19 protein-coding genes are annotated in these 18,548 nt (G+C 66.2%); 10 read left to right on the top strand and 9 right to left on the bottom strand.

The genetic code is table 11. The features are described from left to right. Window positions 1-99 precede the first annotated feature (99 nt). Window positions 100-561, top strand: coding sequence for a YeeE/YedE family protein (locus LZC94_37185; protein WXB13466.1), 462 nt, complete (start codon window positions 100-102; stop codon window positions 559-561). 5 nt (window positions 562-566) lie between these two features. Then, complete coding sequence (locus tag LZC94_37180) at window positions 567-1,013, top strand: YeeE/YedE family protein (protein ID WXB13465.1); 447 nt, start codon at window positions 567-569, stop codon at window positions 1,011-1,013. Here LZC94_37180 and LZC94_37175 read toward each other — a convergent pair. Continuing rightward, complete coding sequence (locus LZC94_37175; GenBank protein WXB13464.1) at window positions 1,003-1,932, bottom strand: crotonase/enoyl-CoA hydratase family protein; 930 nt, start codon at window positions 1,930-1,932, stop codon at window positions 1,003-1,005. The genes LZC94_37180 and LZC94_37175 overlap by 11 nt on opposite strands. A 73-nt stretch (window positions 1,933-2,005) precedes the next feature. On the opposite strand from LZC94_37175, the gene LZC94_37170 reads away from it, so the two are divergent. After that, on the top strand, window positions 2,006-2,860 hold the full coding sequence (locus LZC94_37170; GenBank protein ID WXB13463.1) for a hypothetical protein: 855 nt from the start codon (window positions 2,006-2,008) through the stop codon (window positions 2,858-2,860). A gap of 1 nt (window position 2,861) precedes the next feature. Further along, window positions 2,862-3,839 (top strand): fatty acid desaturase family protein, encoded by a 978-nt coding sequence (locus LZC94_37165; GenBank protein WXB13462.1) that lies wholly within the window; start codon window positions 2,862-2,864, stop codon window positions 3,837-3,839. A gap of 15 nt (window positions 3,840-3,854) precedes the next feature. On the opposite strand, the gene LZC94_37160 is transcribed toward LZC94_37165, so the two are convergent. Continuing rightward, window positions 3,855-4,568 (bottom strand): glutathione S-transferase N-terminal domain-containing protein, encoded by a 714-nt coding sequence (locus LZC94_37160; protein ID WXB13461.1) that lies wholly within the window; start codon window positions 4,566-4,568, stop codon window positions 3,855-3,857. A gap of 788 nt (window positions 4,569-5,356) precedes the next feature. Between LZC94_37160 and LZC94_37155 the strand changes: the two genes are divergently transcribed. After that, on the top strand, window positions 5,357-6,829 hold the full coding sequence (locus LZC94_37155; GenBank protein WXB13460.1) for a right-handed parallel beta-helix repeat-containing protein: 1,473 nt from the start codon (window positions 5,357-5,359) through the stop codon (window positions 6,827-6,829). An 80-nt stretch (window positions 6,830-6,909) separates the two neighbouring features. Here LZC94_37155 and LZC94_37150 read toward each other — a convergent pair whose 3' ends face one another. Together LZC94_37150 and LZC94_37145 are read right to left on the bottom strand one after the other, a co-directional pair. Further along, window positions 6,910-7,200: a hypothetical protein gene (locus tag LZC94_37150; GenBank protein WXB13459.1), complete on the bottom strand. Its 291-nt coding sequence runs from the start codon at window positions 7,198-7,200 to the stop codon at window positions 6,910-6,912. Window positions 7,201-7,246: 46 nt separating this feature from the next. Further along, window positions 7,247-8,371 (bottom strand): NADH:flavin oxidoreductase/NADH oxidase, encoded by a 1,125-nt coding sequence (locus tag LZC94_37145; protein ID WXB20295.1) that lies wholly within the window; start codon window positions 8,369-8,371, stop codon window positions 7,247-7,249. An 89-nt stretch (window positions 8,372-8,460) separates the two neighbouring features. On the opposite strand from LZC94_37145, the gene LZC94_37140 reads away from it, so the two are divergent. Beyond that, a complete protein-coding gene (locus tag LZC94_37140) occupies window positions 8,461-9,372 on the top strand; it encodes a LysR family transcriptional regulator (protein ID WXB13458.1) in 912 nt (303 codons plus the stop codon). 51 nt (window positions 9,373-9,423) lie between these two features. On the opposite strand, the gene LZC94_37135 is transcribed toward LZC94_37140, so the two are convergent. Further along, a complete protein-coding gene (locus tag LZC94_37135; protein ID WXB13457.1) occupies window positions 9,424-10,821 on the bottom strand; it encodes an HINT domain-containing protein in 1,398 nt (465 codons plus the stop codon). Window positions 10,822-11,536: 715 nt separating this feature from the next. Here LZC94_37135 and LZC94_37130 point away from each other — a divergent pair. After that, a complete protein-coding gene (locus LZC94_37130) occupies window positions 11,537-12,250 on the top strand; it encodes a hypothetical protein (protein WXB13456.1) in 714 nt (237 codons plus the stop codon). Between the two features lie 28 nt (window positions 12,251-12,278). Here LZC94_37130 and LZC94_37125 read toward each other — a convergent pair whose 3' ends face one another. The 3 genes from LZC94_37125 to LZC94_37115 are packed head-to-tail and all read right to left on the bottom strand — an operon-like array spanning window position 12,279 to window position 14,910. Then, window positions 12,279-13,073, bottom strand: coding sequence for an ABC-2 family transporter protein (locus tag LZC94_37125; GenBank protein WXB13455.1), 795 nt, complete (start codon window positions 13,071-13,073; stop codon window positions 12,279-12,281). Next, complete coding sequence (locus LZC94_37120) at window positions 13,070-13,873, bottom strand: ABC-2 family transporter protein (GenBank protein ID WXB13454.1); 804 nt, start codon at window positions 13,871-13,873, stop codon at window positions 13,070-13,072. The genes LZC94_37125 and LZC94_37120 overlap by 4 nt, the downstream gene beginning before the upstream one ends. Next, on the bottom strand, window positions 13,870-14,910 hold the full coding sequence (locus LZC94_37115; GenBank protein ID WXB13453.1) for an ATP-binding cassette domain-containing protein: 1,041 nt from the start codon (window positions 14,908-14,910) through the stop codon (window positions 13,870-13,872). Before LZC94_37115 ends, LZC94_37120 begins: the two co-directional genes overlap by 4 nt. Before the next feature lie 151 nt (window positions 14,911-15,061). Between LZC94_37115 and LZC94_37110 the strand changes: the two genes are divergently transcribed. After that, a complete protein-coding gene (locus tag LZC94_37110) occupies window positions 15,062-15,886 on the top strand; it encodes a LuxR C-terminal-related transcriptional regulator (protein WXB13452.1) in 825 nt (274 codons plus the stop codon). Window positions 15,887-15,967: 81 nt separating this feature from the next. On the opposite strand, the gene LZC94_37105 is transcribed toward LZC94_37110, so the two are convergent. After that, the gene (locus LZC94_37105) at window positions 15,968-16,426 is read right to left on the bottom strand and encodes a MarR family transcriptional regulator (GenBank protein WXB13451.1); all 459 of its coding nucleotides are present in this window, start codon (window positions 16,424-16,426) and stop codon (window positions 15,968-15,970) included. 242 nt (window positions 16,427-16,668) lie between these two features. Here LZC94_37105 and LZC94_37100 point away from each other — a divergent pair, with 242 nt between their 5' ends. Further along, window positions 16,669-17,229, top strand: coding sequence for a carboxymuconolactone decarboxylase family protein (locus LZC94_37100; protein ID WXB13450.1), 561 nt, complete (start codon window positions 16,669-16,671; stop codon window positions 17,227-17,229). Between the two features lie 53 nt (window positions 17,230-17,282). Beyond that, window positions 17,283-18,506: a methylated-DNA--[protein]-cysteine S-methyltransferase gene (locus tag LZC94_37095; protein ID WXB13449.1), complete on the top strand. Its 1,224-nt coding sequence runs from the start codon at window positions 17,283-17,285 to the stop codon at window positions 18,504-18,506. Window positions 18,507-18,548: the final 42 nt, after the last annotated feature.

Here is an 18,548-nt window from a genome sequence, read left to right as displayed (position 1 = left end):
GTCGCGCGAGATCGAAACGGCGCCGGTGCGCGACGCCGCCGACGGCGATACGCTTCGGCGATCCCGTGACGCTGTGACTCTGGTGAGGCCGAGACGACGATGACGAACTTCACACCCTGGTCCGCGCTGCTTGGCGGCGCATTGATCGGCGCGAGCGCGTCGATGCTGCTCCTCTTGAACGGCCGAATCGCCGGTATCAGCGGCATCCTCGGCGAGATCCTGCGAGGTCCTCCGCGCGGCGCGGACCAGGCCGGCGGTTCGCACGGAAAGCACGATATTTCGTGGCGCGCGTGGTTCCTCTTCGGGCTCCTCGCGGGCGGCGCCGTCCTTTCGTTCACCTACCCGGGCTCGCTCGGGGCCACGCCGGCTTCGGTGCCGCTGGCCATCGTCGGCGGGCTCTTGGTCGGCTTTGGAACGCGGCTGGGGGGTGGGTGCACCAGCGGACATGGTGTGTGCGGTCTGAGCCGTCTCTCCCCGCGCTCGATGGTGGCGACCCTGACCTTCATGGCCACCGGGATCGCGTCGACCTATATCGTTCGACACCTCCTCACGAAGGGCTGAGCATCATGAAAAAGATGGATGCCGCCGCGTTCGTCGCTGGGTTCGTCTTCGCCATCGGCCTGGGCATCGCGCAGATGACGCAGCCCGCGAAGGTCCTCGGCTTTCTCGATATCGCAGGCGCATGGGATCCGAGCTTGGCCTTCGTGATGATCGGCGCCATCGCCGTTCACTTCGTCTTCGTGCGGCTGGCCAAGAAGGCCGCGCGCCCGCGCCTCGCCGACGTGTTCCACTGGCCGCGCGCCACCACCGTCGATCGCCGCCTGGTCACCGGCGCGGCCTTGTTCGGCGTCGGCTGGGGCATCAGCGGATTTTGTCCTGGGCCGGCGCTCGTGTCCGTGGTGAGCCTCGCCCCGTCCACCCTCGCCTTCGTGTTTGCGATGGTGGGCGGGATGATCGTCCAAAGCGCGACCCCGCGCGCGGAGCCGAAGGCGCAGGCTCGCGCTAACCCTTGAAGGTCGATGGGCCGAAGTCGCCGAACGGATCGTCGCGCTCGTGCACCGCTTGCTTGAAGCCCGCCTCGGCCGCGCGCCGTTGAAAGGTGTATCCCTCGCGGGTGTGGCGCGCGATCCCATCGAACACGGTGCCGAGGACCTGCGCCGTGGGTAATCCCGCGCCCATGACGGTTTGGTTGACGAGCAGCTTCATCATCATCAGCTGATTGATGGGGACCCGGGCGATGCGCTCGAGGAGGATCTCGAAGCGTTGGTCGAGCGCCTCGCGCGGCGCCGACTCCGACGCCAGCCCCCAGGCGACGGCCTCCGTGCCCGAGAGGCAATCGCCGGTGAAGAGGAGCCGCTTGGTCTTCTCGATGCCGATGCGGTGCGCCCACACGGCGGTGGTCGGCACGCCCCATACGCGCGCCGGCGGGTAGCCGATCTTCGCGGTGTCCTCGATGATCAGCAGATCCGAGCAGAGGGCCATGTCCGTCCCTCCGGCTACGCAAAAACCGTGTACTTTGCATACGACGGGTTTGTCGCTGGTGAAGAGGCTCATGAAGTGCCGCACGTTGCGGTGCATCATCGCGAAGTCCACCATGGGGTCCCACGTCTGGTTCGGATCGTGGTTCTCGAAGATGGTTCGAGGGTGCAGCGGGGAGCCCTCGGGGATGGCCGTGTGCTCGCCGCTCGAATCGATCATGCGTGCCTCGGCGCTCATCACCAGATCGTAGCCGCCGCAGAAGCCCTTGCCGTTGCCGGACAGGGCGATGACGTGCACCTTTGGATCGAGGTTGGCGCGCTCCACGCATTGCGCGAGCTCGCGCGGCATGTCCGGGGTGATGCCGTTGCCCCGCTCGGGACGGTTCAAGGTGATGCGCGCGATGCGATTCTCCGTGCGGTACGTGAGGGTGGTGAGCGTCTCGAGCGTGTCCATGCGGTGGCCTCCTCCGAGGGGCTGAATATTACCGATTTTGACTCCATGAGGTCGAGGATGTAATGTTCAAAGAATGGCGCCCACCGCGAAGAGCCTGATCCTCGACCTGCTCTCGGCCGCGGGCGGGGGTGTTTCCATCACGGTGAAGAAGCTCGCGGTCGCTTGTTCGCTCTTCGACATCAGCGAAAACAGCGTGCGCGTCACCTTGGTGCGGCTCTCCTCGGCGGGGCTCATCGAGGCGGCCGGTCGCGGCGAGTATCGGCTGGGGGAGGTCGCGGCCGAGCTCGCGACCGAGGTGGCCGGGTGGCGCACGGCGGAGATGCGTGTGCGCAACTGGGGCGGCGACTATGTGGCGGTGCACGGCAGCGCCCCGGTGGGCAGCGATCGCTCCGTTCGAAAGCGCCGCGCGCGCGCCTTGCAAATGCTGGGGTTTCGCGAGCTCGAACGCGGTCTCTCGGTACGCCCCAACAACCTCGATGGAGGGATCGACTCCGTGCGCAGCCGCCTCCACACCTTGGGTCTCGAGCTCGAGGCGAGCGTCTTTTGCGCCTCCGGGTTCGATCCCGAGCTCGACGCGCGGGCGCGCCATCTATGGGACGGCAAGGCGCTCGAGGCCTCGTACCGGCGGCTGCGATCGCGCATGGATGCGTGGTTGGAGCGCGCGCCCGAGCTCGATCTCGACGTGCAAGCGCGCGAAGTCTTTCTCCTCGGCGCGAGCGCCATCCGCCAAGTCGTCTACGATCCGCTGCTCCCCGCGCCCCTCGTCGACGCGGAGGCGCGCCGCGCGTTCGTGCAGGACGTGCAGGCGTTCGATCGCGCGGGCCGGGCGATCTGGAGGCGTTTTCTCGGCCTCCGCCTCGGATCGGCGGCGCTCTCCACCGTGCAGCCGAGCGATGACAACCCTCCGCCCGACGGATGGATCCAGTGACATGAGCCTCCCCACACCGACCAAAGCCAAAGACGTCTTCACGCCCGACGAGCTCCGCGAGCTCACCCAGCGCTCCACCGCGGCCGGACTTTGGGCGATCGCCTCCACCTGGGGCATCATCGCGCTGGTGTTCGCCGCCCTCGCGCGCTGGCCGCACCCGATCACCTTCGTGCTCGCCGTCATCGTCCTGGGCGGCCGCCAGCTCGCGCTCGCGATCCTCATGCACGAAGCGTCGCACCGCACCTTGTTCGCGCATCGCATCTTGAACGACGTGCTCACCGATTGGCTGTGCGCGCGCCCCGTTTGGAACGATGTGGCGCGCTACCGCAAGCACCATATGGGGCACCACGCCCACGCCGGCAGCGACCGCGATCCGGATCAAAGCCTCTCGGCCGCCTTTCCCACGTCGCGCGGCTCCCTCCTCCGAAAATTCTTGCGCGATCTCCTCGGCATCAGCGCAGTCAAGCGCGTCCTCGGCCTGTTCCTCATGGACATCGAGGTCCTGGAGTACACGGTGGCCGCCGTCGCCGTTCGAAAGCCCCGCGGCGATCGCCGCTTCGTCGATTACGTGCGCGCTGGCCTGCGGAACATGTCCGGCATGGTGCTCACCAACCTCGTGCTCGCGGGCGTATTGGCCGCCGCCGGGCACCTCTGGCTTTATTGGGCCTGGGCCGCCGCGTACTTCACCACGTTCGGCCTCTTCTTACGCATTCGCTCGATGGCCGAGCACGCGTGCACGGAGCGCGGCTCCAACCCCTTCCGCAACACGCGCACCACGCGCGCGGGCTGGCTCGCGCGCATGACCGTGGCGCCGTGCCACGTCAATTACCATGTGGAGCATCACCTTTTGGTCGCGGTGCCGTATTATCGCTTGCCCAAGATGCACCGCATGCTGCGCGAACGAGGCGCCCCCGGCGCGTTCGCGCCGAGTTATGCGTCGGTGCTCCAAACGGTCACGTCGGACCAGCCTGCCGTGTAGCGCGCCCCACCCCGCTCAGCGACGAGGCTTGGGAACGAGCAGCCCCCGCTGCACGGCGGGGCGGGCGAGGCATCGTTCCAGCCAGGCGGGGACATGGGTAAAGGTGTCGAACTCGACCAAGTCCCGCGCCTCGTAGAAGCCAATGATATGGCGCACCCAGCCGAGCGTGGTGATATCCGCGATGGTGTAATCGTCGCCCATGATCCACGGCCGCCCGTGCTCGCGCAGGCGCGTCTCGAGCACGCCGATCAGGCGCTTCGACTCGGCCACATAGCGCTGGAGCGGGCGCTTGTCCTCGTAGTGCCGGCCGGCGAACTTGTTGAAGAAGCCCACCTGCCCGAAGATCGGGCCGATACCCGCCATTTGGAAGAACACCCACTGAATGGTCTGGTAGCGCTCCGCGGGGTCGACCGGCAAAAGTTTTCCGGTCTTCTCCGCGAGGTACAGCAAGATGGCGCCGGACTCGAACAGCGCCATGGGTTTGCCGTTCGGCCCGTCCGGGTCGATGATCGCGGGGATCTTGCCGTTTGGATTCAACGACAGAAACTCGGGGGTCCACGTTTCATCGTTGCTGATATCGATGCGGTGCGCTTCGTACGGGTGCTCGATCTCCTCCAGCATGATCGAGATCTTCACGCCGTTGGGGGTGGTGGCCGAATAGAGCTGCAAGAGCTCGGGGTGCTGCGCCGGCCAACGTGCGGCAATGGGGAATCCAGACAAATCGGACATACGTGCTCCACGCTCGAACGTTAATCCCCCATCGATAACACCGGGGCAATCGGGCGCAAAGGCGAATTCGTGCGGGGTACAGTCTGGCGCGAACGCGCGCCTTCGGGGTGGAACGCGCAGCGTACTGGGCGAAATTCTTGCGGCTGCTGGGCGCGGGCAAGCAGCTTCGAGCGCTGCGCGAAGAGCGCGCCGGTGCGTGCTTACCCGATGATGCGACATGCGGTCGCGCGGACCTTCCTGTCGCGGGGATTACCAACCCGCGAAACGTCGTATTCGCGTGGCGATCGGACGATACCGGTACGCGCGACGCGTGGAGCATCACGCTCTGAGCGAGTCACCGCCGGGGACATCCCGAAGTTCGGATTGACCGCCGGGACATCCCGAAGTTCGGATTGACCGTCGGGGACATCCCGAAGTTCGGATTGACCGCCGGGGACATCACGATGTTCGGATTGACGGCCGGGGACATCCCGAAGTTCCGTCATGCAAGCGGTCGGACGACGAGATGACGAGATGACGTGCGAGGCGACGGGCGCCACGTTGGGCGTGAGGTGCGCGAATGGCCAAAATCGGGTGTTGGAGCCGCCGCCGCATGCTCCAAGGCGCGTGAAACGATTCCAGTGTGCCGCCTGCACCACGTAACCGATTCAGCGCATGACACCGTCCCCGGCGGGGGTATCGCGCGTGAAAACGCGCCGACGAACGTGGCTCGGCCGTTGCAGTAACTTCGATTCCCTACGATGAAGAGTATCGACATTCGCTTTCTTGCATCTCAAACCACCCTTAACTTGCTTGTTCTCGCCTCCCTCGGCGCGCTCACCATGGCTGGCGCAGGATGCGCAGACGACTCCAATACCCACCCATGGCAACCGCCCAAAGACGTACCGAGCGCCGTCTGCGAGCCGGCCAAGAGCACGGATTGCAACATCGTGGTGTCGCCCCGCGGGTACGACGCGGCCATCGGCGCCCCCGATCACCCGGTGCGCAGCTTGAAGCGAGCGCTGGAGCTCGTGCGCAAAGGCCAAACCATCGTCGTGAAGGAAGGGACATACGACTCGGGGGCCGATGATTTTTCGGAGGTCACGGTGCCCGATGGGGTCACCCTTCGTGGTATCGGCAACGCCGTCATCGGGAAGGCTTCGAGGACCGCGCGCCTGAAGTTCGAGGGGGGCGGCGAGCTGCGCGATCTCGTCCTCGAAGGTACGAGCATCTTCGCGCGCACCGGCACCTTGCGCGCCACCAATGTCAAAATCGCGGGCAGCACGGGCTTCCAGCTCGAAGGGAACGCAAACGCCATCTTGCGCCAAGTCACCATCGAAGATGTAACGTCTACGGCCGTGCAGCTCTCGATGGACGCCCATCTCGACATGGATGGTGGCGCAATCCGCAGCAAGCCTTGGATGTCGGCGGTGACCGAGAGGGATTGCTGGAAGCGCGGAGGCGGTATCACCTTGAGCAACAAGGCCACCACGACGGTGAGCCATATTTCGATCCATGCCCCGTTTGCTCTCTCCGCCGGCGACGATTCGGTGGCCGCCCTGACCAACGCCGAGGTGACGCAGCCATCCAACTTGCCAAAAATATGCAGCAGGGGCTCGGCGATCGTCGCCGCAGGGAAGGCATCGCTTACCGTCGAAGACAGCACGGTGAGCGGCGCGCCGATGGACGGCGGCTGGTACGAAGGCGTGTCGGCGAGCCAATCGGCGACATTGAAGCTTCGCCGCTCGAAGATCCGATATGCCAGCACGTGCTTGCGGGCCAATGAGGCCAACGTCGCTATCGAAGACAGCGTCCTCGAAACGTGCGAACGCGGCGCTTCGCTCAGCGAGAGCGAGGCCACCATCGTGGGATCCACCATTTCGACGAACGAGGGGAGCGGTATCCTCGTGTACCGCGGTCGCTCCACCTCGATCTCCGGGGTGACCATCACGGTGGGGCAAGGGAGCGGCATCGAGACGGCGGGTGATACCTCGCTCAAGTTGCGGAAGAGCAACATCACGGGATCCTCGTCGGCCGTCCAAGTTCGAGATGGGCGCGCCGATCTCGGAACGTTGAACGATCCGGGATTGAATCGCATCGTCCCCCTCCATATCTGGAGCGAGCGAGAATACTCCCACGTCGACGCGGCCGGTAACACCTGGCGCGCCGGTCTGCAGGGCGCCGACGATCGAGGCGCATATCCTCACGTGCGGTTGGAGTCGGACTCCACGCAGCGCGGTGACAACTTCGAGATCTTCGGACGCGGCAGCATCCAATTCTGATACGAATCGCCAAAACGAGGAGCGCGCATGAGCGGCATGGTGGAGTTCGACGCGGAGACATCACGACGTATCGAGGCCATCTACCGAACGCCGGACGTGGTCGAGCAGCGCCGCGAGGTGCTGCGCGCGCTCGACCTCCAACCCGGTGAACGCGTGCTCGACATCGGCTGCGGGCCCGGGCTGCTCGCGGCCGAGATGGCGGCGCTGGTGGGCCGCGACGGCCGGGTCTCCGGCGTCGATCTCAGCGAGAGCATGCTCGCCATCGCCCGAGCGCGAACCGTCTCGGACGCGGGCGCGCCCATGGAGTTCCAGGCCGCCAGCGCGAACCGACTCCCGTACGCGGACGGCAGCTTCGACGTGGCGATCTCCACCCAGGTCCTCGAGTACGTCGAGGACCGGCGCGCACGCGGAGCGTTCTCATCTTTCTTTCAGCGCGTGTGCATATCGAGGTGGCAGCACGTCCTGAGGATTGGCGACGCCCAGCGCCTTCGCCGCGTGATAGGGAAAGTGCGGATCGTCCAGCTCCTTGTGCGCCAGCATCACGAGGTCCGCCTGTCCCTCGACGACGATGTCGTCCGCCTGCTGCGGCTCGGTGATGAGCCAGCCGACGGCGGTGGGGATCGCGACCTCGTTCTTGATGCGCTGGGCGATGGGCGCCATGAAGGAGGGACCCCACGGCACGCCGGAGACGTCGGGCGTGTTGAAGCCCAGGCTCACGTCGAGCAAATCGAGCCCGTGGTCTTTCAGCTTTTGCACCAGCTCGATGGACTCCTCCAGCGGCCGGCTGGCCTTGGTGAAGTCGTCGACCCCCAGCCGGATCGCCAGCGGATATTTCTCGGGCCAGATCGCGCGCACCGCGCTCAAGGTCTCGACGAGGAAGCGCGCGCGGTTCTCGAAGCTGCCGCCATAGTCGTCTGTGCGCGCGTTGGCGACGGGCGACAAGAAGCTCTGCGCCAAATAGCCGTGGGCGAAGTGCAGCTCCAGCCACTCGAAGCCCGCGGCCAGCGCGCGCTTCGCCGCGGCCACGAAATCACGCTGCGTGCGTAAAATATCGTCCTTCGTCATCGCGCGCGGCACGCGCGGCAGGTTCGCGCCGTATGCGATGGGCGACGGCCCCAGCGGATCCCACGCGCGCGGATCGCCGGGCGGGATATGGTCGTCGCCCTCCCACGGCCGGTTCGCGGACGCCTTGCGCCCGGCGTGCGCGAGCTGGATTCCGGGCACCGCGCCATGGCGCTGGACGAATCGGGCGATGGGCGCCCAAGCCTCCGCCTGCGCATCGTTCCACAGCCCCGTGCAGCCCGGCGTGTTGCGCCCTTCCGGGGACACCGCGGTCGCCTCCGCGATCACCAACGCCGCCCCGCCGACGGCGCGCGCGCCCAGGTGAACCAGGTGCCAGTCGTTGGGGACCCCCTCGTCCGCCGCGTATTGGCACATGGGCGATACCACGATGCGGTTCCTCAGCGACACGCCTTTGATGTGGAATTCGGAGAAGAGATGAGAGCCCGAGCCCGCGCGTTTCAGGGCCGCGCCCCTCGGCATCGAGGTCTGTGCCGTACCGTTGGTCATGCCTCAACCTGCCGCCGATTACCAAGGTGCACAATACGCGTGATCTGCTTAGATTGATCGGCATGCTGGACAATCGAGACGCGACCGATCTGAACGCCGTCACCATCTTCCTCCGCATCGCGGAGGCGCAGACGTTCCGCGGCGCGGCCAAGGCGCTCGGCATCCCGGCCTCCACGGTGAGCGCCAAGCTCGCCCAGCTCGAGAACGATCTCGGCGTGCGCCTGTTCGAGCGAACCACGCGGGTCGTGCGCCTGACCGACGCGGGCCGCCGCTACCGCGAGCTCGCGACGCCCGCCGTGGAGGCGCTGGTGGAGGCCAAACGAGCGCTCTCGGACCTTCACCTCGCGCCCTCGGGCTTGCTGCGCGTCACGGCGCCGATGGAGCTCGGTCAGTTCGTCTTCGGCCCGGTGCTGACCACGTACCTAGGCCGCTACCCCGACGTGCGCGTTCACGTCGACCTCACCTCGCGCCACGTCAACCTGGTCGAAGAGGGCTTCGACATCGCCCTGCGCGCCGGCGGGCTCCGAGACTCGTCGTTGATCGCGCGCGCCCTCGGCGCCCCGCACACGTTCGCGATCTGCGCGAGCCGGGCCTACCTCGCGCGGCACGGCACCCCGAAGCACCCCCGCGATCTCGCGCGCCACGCGTGCCTCCTGATGCACGACCACCAGGTCCCCGCCGAGTGGGAGTTCGCAGAGGGACGGCGCCGGATCGCGGTCCACGTCCGCGGCACCGTGTCCGTCAACAGCTTCTCGCTGCTGCGCGAGCTGGCGATCGCGGGGCTCGGGATCGCGCGGCTGCCGCGCTTCGTGGCCGATCCCGCCATCGCCGACGGCAGCCTGCGCGTCCTTTTGCGCGGCTATTCTTTGGCGCAAGCCTTCCACGCGCTCTACCCGAGCTCGCGGCATCTCTCGCCCCGGGTCCGAACGTTCCTCGAGGTGCTCGAGCTCGAGTTTCGGCGCGCCTTCCGGTGAGGCCGCCCTTTCGTCGTCGGCGGGTGCGGGGAGGGCGGCTCCCCGCGAGCCTCATCGCACCGGCCCGATGTGTTGCTTCACGGGGCCGTCTGGACCGTACTTCACCAAATACCAATCCATTCGGCCGTCCGTCTTCTTTCCGTAGACGAACCCCCCATTGGTGGCCGTGCTCGGATCGCCGGTCACCCAACCGTAGTCGTTGGGCTTCACGATGATGGGCTTCGGATAGCCATTCGGATTGATGCCTTGGGAGTTCAAATAGTTATTGAGGTTGGTCTCGTACTCCTGGGGGTTGTCCCCGAGGGAGCTGCCGAGCACGTGGTGCAGGTGGGGCGGCTCGCCCGGCGTGATGATGACGGTGCAACCGCTCAGCGGATCGGTGAACACCTCGTCGGCGCTGGGGGCTACGGCTTCGTCGATGAACGTCGTATTCGGATTGAGATTGGGCGGGCGCACCTGCGGGCCAGGCCGGCCGGTCTCGATGGACCCTGGGCGGTTTTGGAGGCCGATGAACTGCCCGTTGAACTGCGGATTCGGCGACGAGCCGAGCTGATACCACGGCCGGTCGGGGGCGACGGCGATGATCCACGGAGGACCCTTGACCTCGAACTTGCCGACGCCATTCGGCTGGAGCGTCCCCAGGCTATGATGGATGCTGACGGGGCCCGGAACACCCGGGGGTCCGCCGCCGGTGACAGCGTTGTCAATCGCGCTGCACGCGTTATGGACCCAGGTCGCGAGGTGGCCCACGAAGTACGTGTGCGTCTGCTCCACTTCGATATTGTAGACGAGCGCTTCCTGCGCAACGGGGACCACGTGCGCTACCCGCACGTCGCGCCCTCCGATATCCCGAAGCGTCTCGTTCGCGCGAAGCTCCCCGGCGTGGACCCATCCGCGCGCGATGCTCCAATACGGGTGCTCGGGCGTGGAGCGGACGCTCTCGCGGTCACCATCGGCGGTCTCGATCTGCACGTCCACGAGCGACGGCGCAGCGCGCACGAAGGTTTGGACCACGGGGTGCGCGCTCACGGTGCCATCGAGCTCTCCGCGCGTGAGCACGAGATCTCCGGCGCGAAGGCTCTCGATGGGGCGCTCGCCCGAAGGCGTTGCCACCGGTGTCCCGGCGACGAAACAATTCCCGCCCGGCTGGCTGCAACCGCGCCCGTCGCACACGGGACCGACCGCGCCCGGCGTTCCGCCCGCGCCGGTGTAGGGACTACCGCCGTTACCGGCCACCGTCGCGGTGCCTCCGAGGATGACGGCGGTCGTGGACTTGGTGGTGGTCGAGGTTGCCGCCCCAAGGGCGCGGTAGCCGCCGGCAACCAGGAGCAAAATGCCAACTAAGAGAACGGCGTATTCGACGGAGGAGACCCCACGTCGATCACGAAACAGACGCGTCCATGCCGTTTCGGGGATATGCCGCCATCGGCTCGAGGCACCCTTGATCATACCGCGCCATGTGCAACGCCCATGCCCCGAGGTTTGCGCTCTCGAAAGAATGCCGTGGCTCGATGGTAGCGGGAATTACCAGGACACAGCGCCTTGTAGGCCTTTTCTTAGTGGACCGAGACGAGGGCGGTGAACGGTCCATGGTTCAGGGTGGGCGTTTTCGGCCGCGACCCCTTCGGGACGTACAGACATCGGTGGCCGCTTTCGCCGTTCATCGCGAAGAGCGACTCGCCGCGAGATCCCATCGTACCAGTCGAGTGTACCACTGTACCGTGCGCGACGAGCCTTTGGTCTGCGCCAGAAAGGCGCATCACGCGCGATCGCAGGTGCCCGTGCATCGACCGTGACCCGCGTTGCATTGGCATCGTGCTTGATGGTGTCGCCGCGATCTCACCATGACTTCAGCACGCGCCATTGGCAAAAGCGCGATCCGTCGAGTCACCCTCTTTGCCGTCGTCGTCGTGGTCGATGCTTGCGAATGAGTAAATGGGAACTACATTGCATACATCTTATTGGTTGGTGTGCAGGGCTTATTTAGAACGTATGTAAATCGTATGTAGCTCGTAGACAGATCGTACGCAGGAGCTGGCGGGGTCGAGCGGGTCTCGAACGAGCGATCGCCATCCGTCTCCCGCGAATACGAGGACCGTCTCGTCGCCGCGTTTCGGGCGATGGAACGGGTGGTGGCTCGTCGCGAGCAGAAAGGTAGTGGGCTTTGAATACGCTTGTCTTGAATTCCTTGGGCGCCGTATCCACGGTGGGCTGGCTGATCGCCTATGTACTCATCATTTGGCGTAGCTTCAAAGACAAAGTCTTTGGAATGCCCGTCGCGGCCCTGGCCGCCAATTTATCGTGGGAGGCGAGCTACGGCTTCCTGTACGAGCCGTTGAGCAACGATCTGCATCGCGATAGCATCGCCTGGTTCTTTGCCGATGTCCCCATCGTCGTTCAGTGCTTCATGTACGGGGCGAAGGACTTCCGCGCCCCGTTCGTCAAACGCCATTTCAAGCTCATCTTCGTCGCCGCCATCGGTATGGCGCTCCCGCTCATGCGCCTCGCGTTCGAGGAATTTCACGATCCGAAAGGCCTGTACACGGGATTCGGCATCAATTTCATGATGTCGATCCTCTTCGTCGCCATGTTGGCCCGCCGGGATGGTATCGCGGGTCAATCGGTGTATATCGCCATATTCAAGTGGATCGGTACGCTGTTTGCGTACGCGTACACGGTATTCGAGGCGATCACGAGCGCCGAGCACCCCTGGCCCAGCGCCTCCTTCGTGCAAGACACCGTCATGCACCAGACGTACCCGCTCACCCCCACGATCAACTTTCTGTACCTCTTCGTCTTCGTGCTGGACGTGCTCTATATCGTCCTCGTGTACCGAAAAGCGAAGGAGTGCGGCGTCGATCCATGGAGACGAGCCTGACGGATCCCCGCCGTCGCCATCGACCGCGCTAACTGCTCGCCGACGTATATTTCCCCAAGGAGCGCGACCAAACCGCGCGCGAAGCGGCCACGAACGAGGCGGCGCCGAACAGGGAGGCTACGAAGGTCGGGAGGGGAAGCTGGTCGAGCAGCGCCTGGGCCGGATAGGTGGTCATCAGCGCCAGCGGGATCACGAAGGTGAAGACGAAGCGCAGCGCGCCGCGAAAGACGGACGATGGCCACCGCGCCGCATCGAAGATGGACACGAAGAGCTGCGTCAGGTTGTCGACCCGGACCACGTAAAAGGCCGCGCACACCGTGAGCACACCCAGCGAAAAGAGCACGGCCGTCGATGCGACGAGCAGGACCAGCGCCATCGCGAGCCCGAGCCAGCTCGGCACGCGGTTCATTTGGTGGAACGCGTACACGAAGATGACGATGGCGCTCACCACATTGACGGCGCGCCAGGGTTGCAAGCGCGCCGTGCAGACCAGGAACTGCGCGTCGGCCGGCTTGAGCAGCACGAAGTCGAGCGTGCCCTTTCGAATGTGCTCCACCACGTTGGAGAGGCTCGGGCTGATGACGCCCTCCAAGACGCCGGCGAGCAAGGTGAACCAACCGACGACGAGCAGCGATTCGCCGAAGCTCCAGCCCGCGATCTGCGCGCGCGTGTGAAAGGCCACCACCAGCGGGAGGATGGCGGTCATCGCCCAAAAGATCTCGATGATCCCATCGAGCACGAAGTCCAGCCGGTATTGCATCCCGAGCAGGGTCGAAGCGTGGAGCTGAATGCCCAGCAATCGCAAATAGCGCAGCACCCTCATCCCCCGTAGGCCGCAAAGCGACCGACCCCGCGCCGCCATGCGATGGCCACCGCGCTGCCGAGGATGGCCACCATGAGCCATTGGCGGCCGAGCAGCTCGAACGCGGTGCCGCGCGGGTGAGCGTTGGTCAAGAGCTCCACCGGCAACCCGATTTGGTAGCGAAAGGGGAGCCAGTCGCTGGCGGCGCGCACGGCGGGCGGGAACATTTCAACGGGGATGAGGTATCCGCTGAAGACCAGAAACAGCGTGAGCCACATATCCATCAGCTTGATGCTGCTATCCAAAAAGAGGGACAGGCACCCAATGGCCATGTTGGCGAACAGGGTGATGAGCCACCCCCCGAGCATCGACAGCGCCCAGGCCACCCAGATGAGCGGATCGCGCGGCCACGGCGCCGTCCCCACCACGAAAATGGCGATCAGCGCCATGGGGATCGACAAGGCGCCGCGCAAAGGAAGCGCCGCGAACTGCTCGGTCGCATAGGCCACCAGCGGGTGCACGGGCCGCAGGAGCCGCATCGCCAAGGTGCCGTCGCGCACCTCGGTGTTGATCTGCCAAGCCGCCCAAGACGCCGTGAGCTGGCGCACGACGAACGCCGCTAGGAAGTACGCGATCAGCTCGGGGGCGCCCAATCGCCCGATGGGCGCGTCGCGCGCCACGGCCAGCCACAACGCCAGCATGATCAGCGGCATGGTGGTCACCAGGATCCACACGAAGAGCTCGGCGCGGTAGGCGACGGCCTCCGCGAACCCCACCCGCAACAACGTTGGTAGTGCGCGAACTGTGCTCCGCACGCTCACGCGGGGGGCTCCTGGCCGTTGGTGGTGCTCGGGCCGCTGCCTGCGCCGGAGCCTCCGCTCGCCGTGGCGCGGCCTTGCTCGAAGAGCTCGCGCATCACCTCCTCGAGCGGCGCGTCCTCCACCGTCAGATCTTTCACCGGCAGCACGGAGAGCGCGTGGGCCACCGTGCGGCTCACATCGCCCTGGCCGACCTGCAGCACCGCCTCGCCCACCTCGTGCCGCACCACCGTGCCGATCGCGTTCAGCGCCTCCGCGGCCACCGGCCCGCCCAGGCGGAGCACCACGCGCTTGTCGGGCCGGATGCGGCGCACCAGATCTTCGAGTTTGCCGTCGAAGGAGATGCGGCCTTTGTCGATCACGATGACCCGCGGACAGAGGGCGGCCACGTCATCCATGTAGTGGCTGGTCAGGATGAGCGTGGCCCCATAGCGCTCGTTGTAATCTTTGACGAAGCGACGGATGGTCGTCTGCATCGACACGTCGAGGCCGATGGTCGGCTCGTCCAAAAAGAGCACCTTGGGGTTGTGGATCAGCGCCGCGCACAGCTCGCACTTCATGCGCTCGCCGAGCGAGAGCTGGCGGGTGGGGCGGTTCACCAGATCGCGGATCTCCAAGAGCGCGGTGAGCTCGCCGATGGTGTGCTCGTATTGTGCGCGCGGTACTTCGTAGATGGCGCGATTGAGCTCGAAGGTCTCATGGGGCGGCAAGTCCCAAATGAGCTGCTGCTTTTGCCCGAGCACCAACATGATCTTCTTCAGGAACGCGTCCTCGCGCTTGCGCGGCTCGTGGCCGTCGACGGAGACGTGGCCGGAGGTGGGGTGCAAAAGGCCGGAGAGCACCTTTAAAGTGGTGGTCTTGCCCGCGCCGTTGGGGCCCAGAAAACCCACCCGCTCGCCCGCCGCGATCTCGAAGGAGATGCCGCCGACGGCGGCGACCTCCGTGTACTGACGGCGGAAGAGCGACATGGCGGCCGCCTTGAGCCCCGGCGCTCGCTTGTGAACCCGGTAGTGCTTCTGAAGTCCGCGGACGGAAATCATGCCGTCCCCCTTATAGTCGACCGCCTCAGGCATCGGCTCGGGATCGCGCCTGGCGCTCTCCGCTGCCATAACGTGCACGGTGGTTGGGCTCGGGGCCGGAGAAGTGGGCATCTGTTCGAGACTTCGACGCGCGGCTTTGAAATTCTGATTGATGAGCTTCGAACCGCGCGGTTTTTCGAGCCATGTGCAAATGGCGCCCATCTTGCTCGAGCCCGGTACGATGACCGATGTAGCATTGCCCGCTCGGGCCGATTTTCGGCGGCGCGTCATGGATTCGCTGCGGCGCCTCGTACCCGCTTCGGGGGCCTTCTTCTGTTTCAACGCCCCCGACGCGCTCGGCCCTGCGAACGCCTCGCGCATGATCGATGGCGCGCTCGTGGCGCTGCGTGGCCCGGGGGCATGCACCTTGGCCCAGGCCTTTGGCTTCCACGAGGGCACCCTGGTGGCCCGAGCGCGGTATGCGTACTGCGCGAGCGAGCTCGTCTCTCCGGAGGCGCGCGCGCCCCTCCCTTACTTCCGGGACAACTCGATTTCGGGCGGCTTCGTCGATGCCGCGCTGGTGTTCCTGCACGAGCGGGGCGTCCTTCTCGCCGTGTGCGGGGTCGAGCGCCGCGGGGACGAGCTCCCGTTTCGGGACTCGGACACCCAGCGACTGGAGTACCTCGCGCCGCTCGCCGTCGCGGGGGCCAGCGCGCAATTGGCGCACGACGAGCTGCTGAATGGGGTCGCGACCTCGGCGCCGGAGCCCGAGGACGAGGAGCTGTCGCCGCGCGAGCGCGAGGTGGCGCGCTTGCTCGTGGCCGGTTACACGGTGGTCAATACGGCCGCCATCATGGGCATTGGAGAGAGCACGGTGCGGACCTATGTGCGCCGCCTCTATCGCAAGCTGGCGGTCACCAATCGCGCCGACTTGGTGCGCGAGCTCGTGGGCCCCGAGCGCACGTCCGCCGCCCGCTTCGCCTACGCCAACGCGTGACGCCTGAAGACGCACGACGCTCGACGACACCCTGCGCGCAACGACCCGCGCCGCGTGACGCGCACCGCGTAATGCGCGGCCTCAGGGCTCGGCGCCGATATTGGTCTCGATTTGGCCGACGATTCGGATCAACTCCGCCAGATCGCTCTTGGTCAATTTGGCGAACAGGCGTTTGCGCTCGTCCAGGATCGACGCCTCGATGCGGGCGATCAACGTGGCGCCCTGCGCCGTGAGCGAGACGCGCAGCTTGCGCGCGTCCTTGGGATCCTCTTCGCGGCGGATCCAGCCGTTTCGCTCCATGGTGGCGATCATCCGCGTCAAATTGGGGCGGTCGGAGAAGAGCTCGTCGCCCAGCTCGATTTGGGATTGACCCGCCCGTTCGCTGAGTTTGTGTAAGATGAAGAACTGTTCCTGGCTCACCTCCACGCCGAGGCTCCCGGTGAAGTGCGTAAAGCGATAGCGGAGCATCCGGGCGCACCGATAGATGTGATAAGCGAACGAATCTTCCAGCTTGAAGGCGTTCCGCGCGTGCTTGGCCATCGGCAGAGAATACACGCGAAGCTCGAACCTTCGCCATCGAACGACGCTCCCCGCGCCCACCGTCGTTCTGCGACAATCTGCCGCAATGGCCTCCATTGTCGCGCGCTCGGCCGAAAGCGGCCAGTTCGCGCCAGGGGATTGTCGATGGTTATCTTGGCAACTATATTTGTTGTCATGGCAACTATCAACATTGCGCCGCGCCGCGTTATGCGTCGGGCCATGGAAAGAAACGAGGGGAATCGATGACCGCGAGCTTCGTCCCCCACACCCCGGAGACGGCGCCCCGGGAGGCGCGCGCCCACCTCGAACGGGCCGCCGAACAATTTGGATTCGTACCGGCGCCGCTGGCCAGGATGGCGAGCTCCCCGTCGGTGCTCGAGGCCTTCGCCAAGGCGCTCCCCATCTTCGAGGCGAGCAGCTTATCGCCGCTGGAGCGGGAGGTGGTGATCCTCGCGATCTCGGTGTTCAACCGCTGCCACTACTGCGTCCCCATGCACACCGCGATCCTCCGCCGCATGCAGGCCCCGGACGCGCTGATCCGCGCGCTCCGCGAGGGGGAGCGCATCGCCGATCCCAAGCTGGCCGCGCTGGCCGCGTTTACGCGCCGCGTCCTTGCGGCGCGCGGCGATGCGGGGGAGCCGGCCCTGCGCACTTTTTTCGATGCAGGATACACGGAACGGAACGCGCTCGACGTCGTCCTGGGCGTATCTGTGTTCACCTTGACCACGTACTCCATTCGCCTGACCGGCGCGCCGCTCGACCCCGCCTTCGAGCCGTTCCGTTGGGACCCGCCGGCCACCTGAATCGCAAGATTCTCCAAGATCGTCCGGGGCCGGTGGTAGTACGTCGTGAGGGTATGGCGGCGCAGGGATTTGCACTCTTCGATACGGCGATTGGCCGATGCGGCATCGCGTGGGGCGCGCGCGGGGTGGTGGGCGTGCAGCTCCCGGAGGCGCGCGAGGACGCCACGCGCGCGCGGCTGGTCCAGCGATTTCCGGAGGCCATCGAGGGCGCGCCGTCCCCCGCGGCCCAGCGGGCGCGCGACGGGATCGTCGCGCTCTTGGCGGGTGAAGCCGGCGCGGAGGACGACCGCCTCGCCGGCATTGCCCTCGATATGGTCGAGGTCCCCCCGTTTCACCGGAGGGTGTACGAGGTGGCGCGCACCATCGCGCCGGGGGCCACGCTCTCGTACGGCGAGATCGCGACGCGCATGGGCGCACCTGGATCGGCGCGCGCGGTGGGGCAGGCGCTCGGGCGAAACCCGTTTGCCATCGTCGTGCCGTGCCATCGCGTGCTCACGGCAGGCGGCAAGGTGGGTGGCTTCTCCGCCAACGGCGGCATCACCACCAAGCTCCGTTTGCTCTCGATCGAACGCGCGCGGGCGGCCGCCACCACGGCGGCGGACGGCGACGGTGTGCTCGGGTTCGATCCGGTGTCGGCCGTCGCGCACGTGCGCGCGAGCGATCCATCGCTTTCGCGCATCATCGACGCGGTCGGTCCTTGCCGCCTGCGGCTCGATCCCACGGTGAGCGTCTTCTTTGCGCTGGCGGAGGCCATCGTGTACCAGCAGCTCACCACCAAGGCGGCGGCGACCATCTTCGCCCGGGTGCGCGCCCTCTTTCCGCGCGCGCACGAAGGCCCTACCGCCGAGCAAATCCTCCGCGCATCGGACGAGAAGCTCCTCGGCGCGGGCCTCTCGCGGGCCAAGCTGCTCGCCTTGCGCGATCTCGCGCGCAAGGCCAAGGCGGGCGAAATTCCTACGTTGGCCGAGGTGCACGCCATGGATGACGAGGCCATCGTGGAGCGCCTCACCCAAGTGCGCGGCATCGGACGATGGACGGTGGAGATGCTGCTCGTCTTCCGACTCGGCCGGCCCGACGTGTTGCCGGTGGACGATTACGGCATCCGCAAAGGGCTCGGGATTGTGCTCGGAAAATCGGAAATGCCGGGGACCAAAGAGGTCGCTGCGTACGGCGAGCGGTGGAGGCCGTATCGCACGGTGGCGAGCTGGTACTTGTGGCGCGCGCTCGAGTTGCCTGCCTCGGTGGCGGGCGCCGCGCCCTCGCCATCGAAGCGCTGAAATCGGCAGGACTGGCGCGATGCGTCGCGGTACAATGGGCGC

It is taken from the genome of Sorangiineae bacterium MSr11954 (genome assembly GCA_037157815.1).
In the GTDB taxonomy this organism is placed as follows: domain Bacteria; phylum Myxococcota_A; class Polyangia; order Polyangiales; family Polyangiaceae; genus Pendulispora; species Pendulispora albinea.
This window is presented reverse-complemented; position numbering and strand designations above follow the sequence as displayed.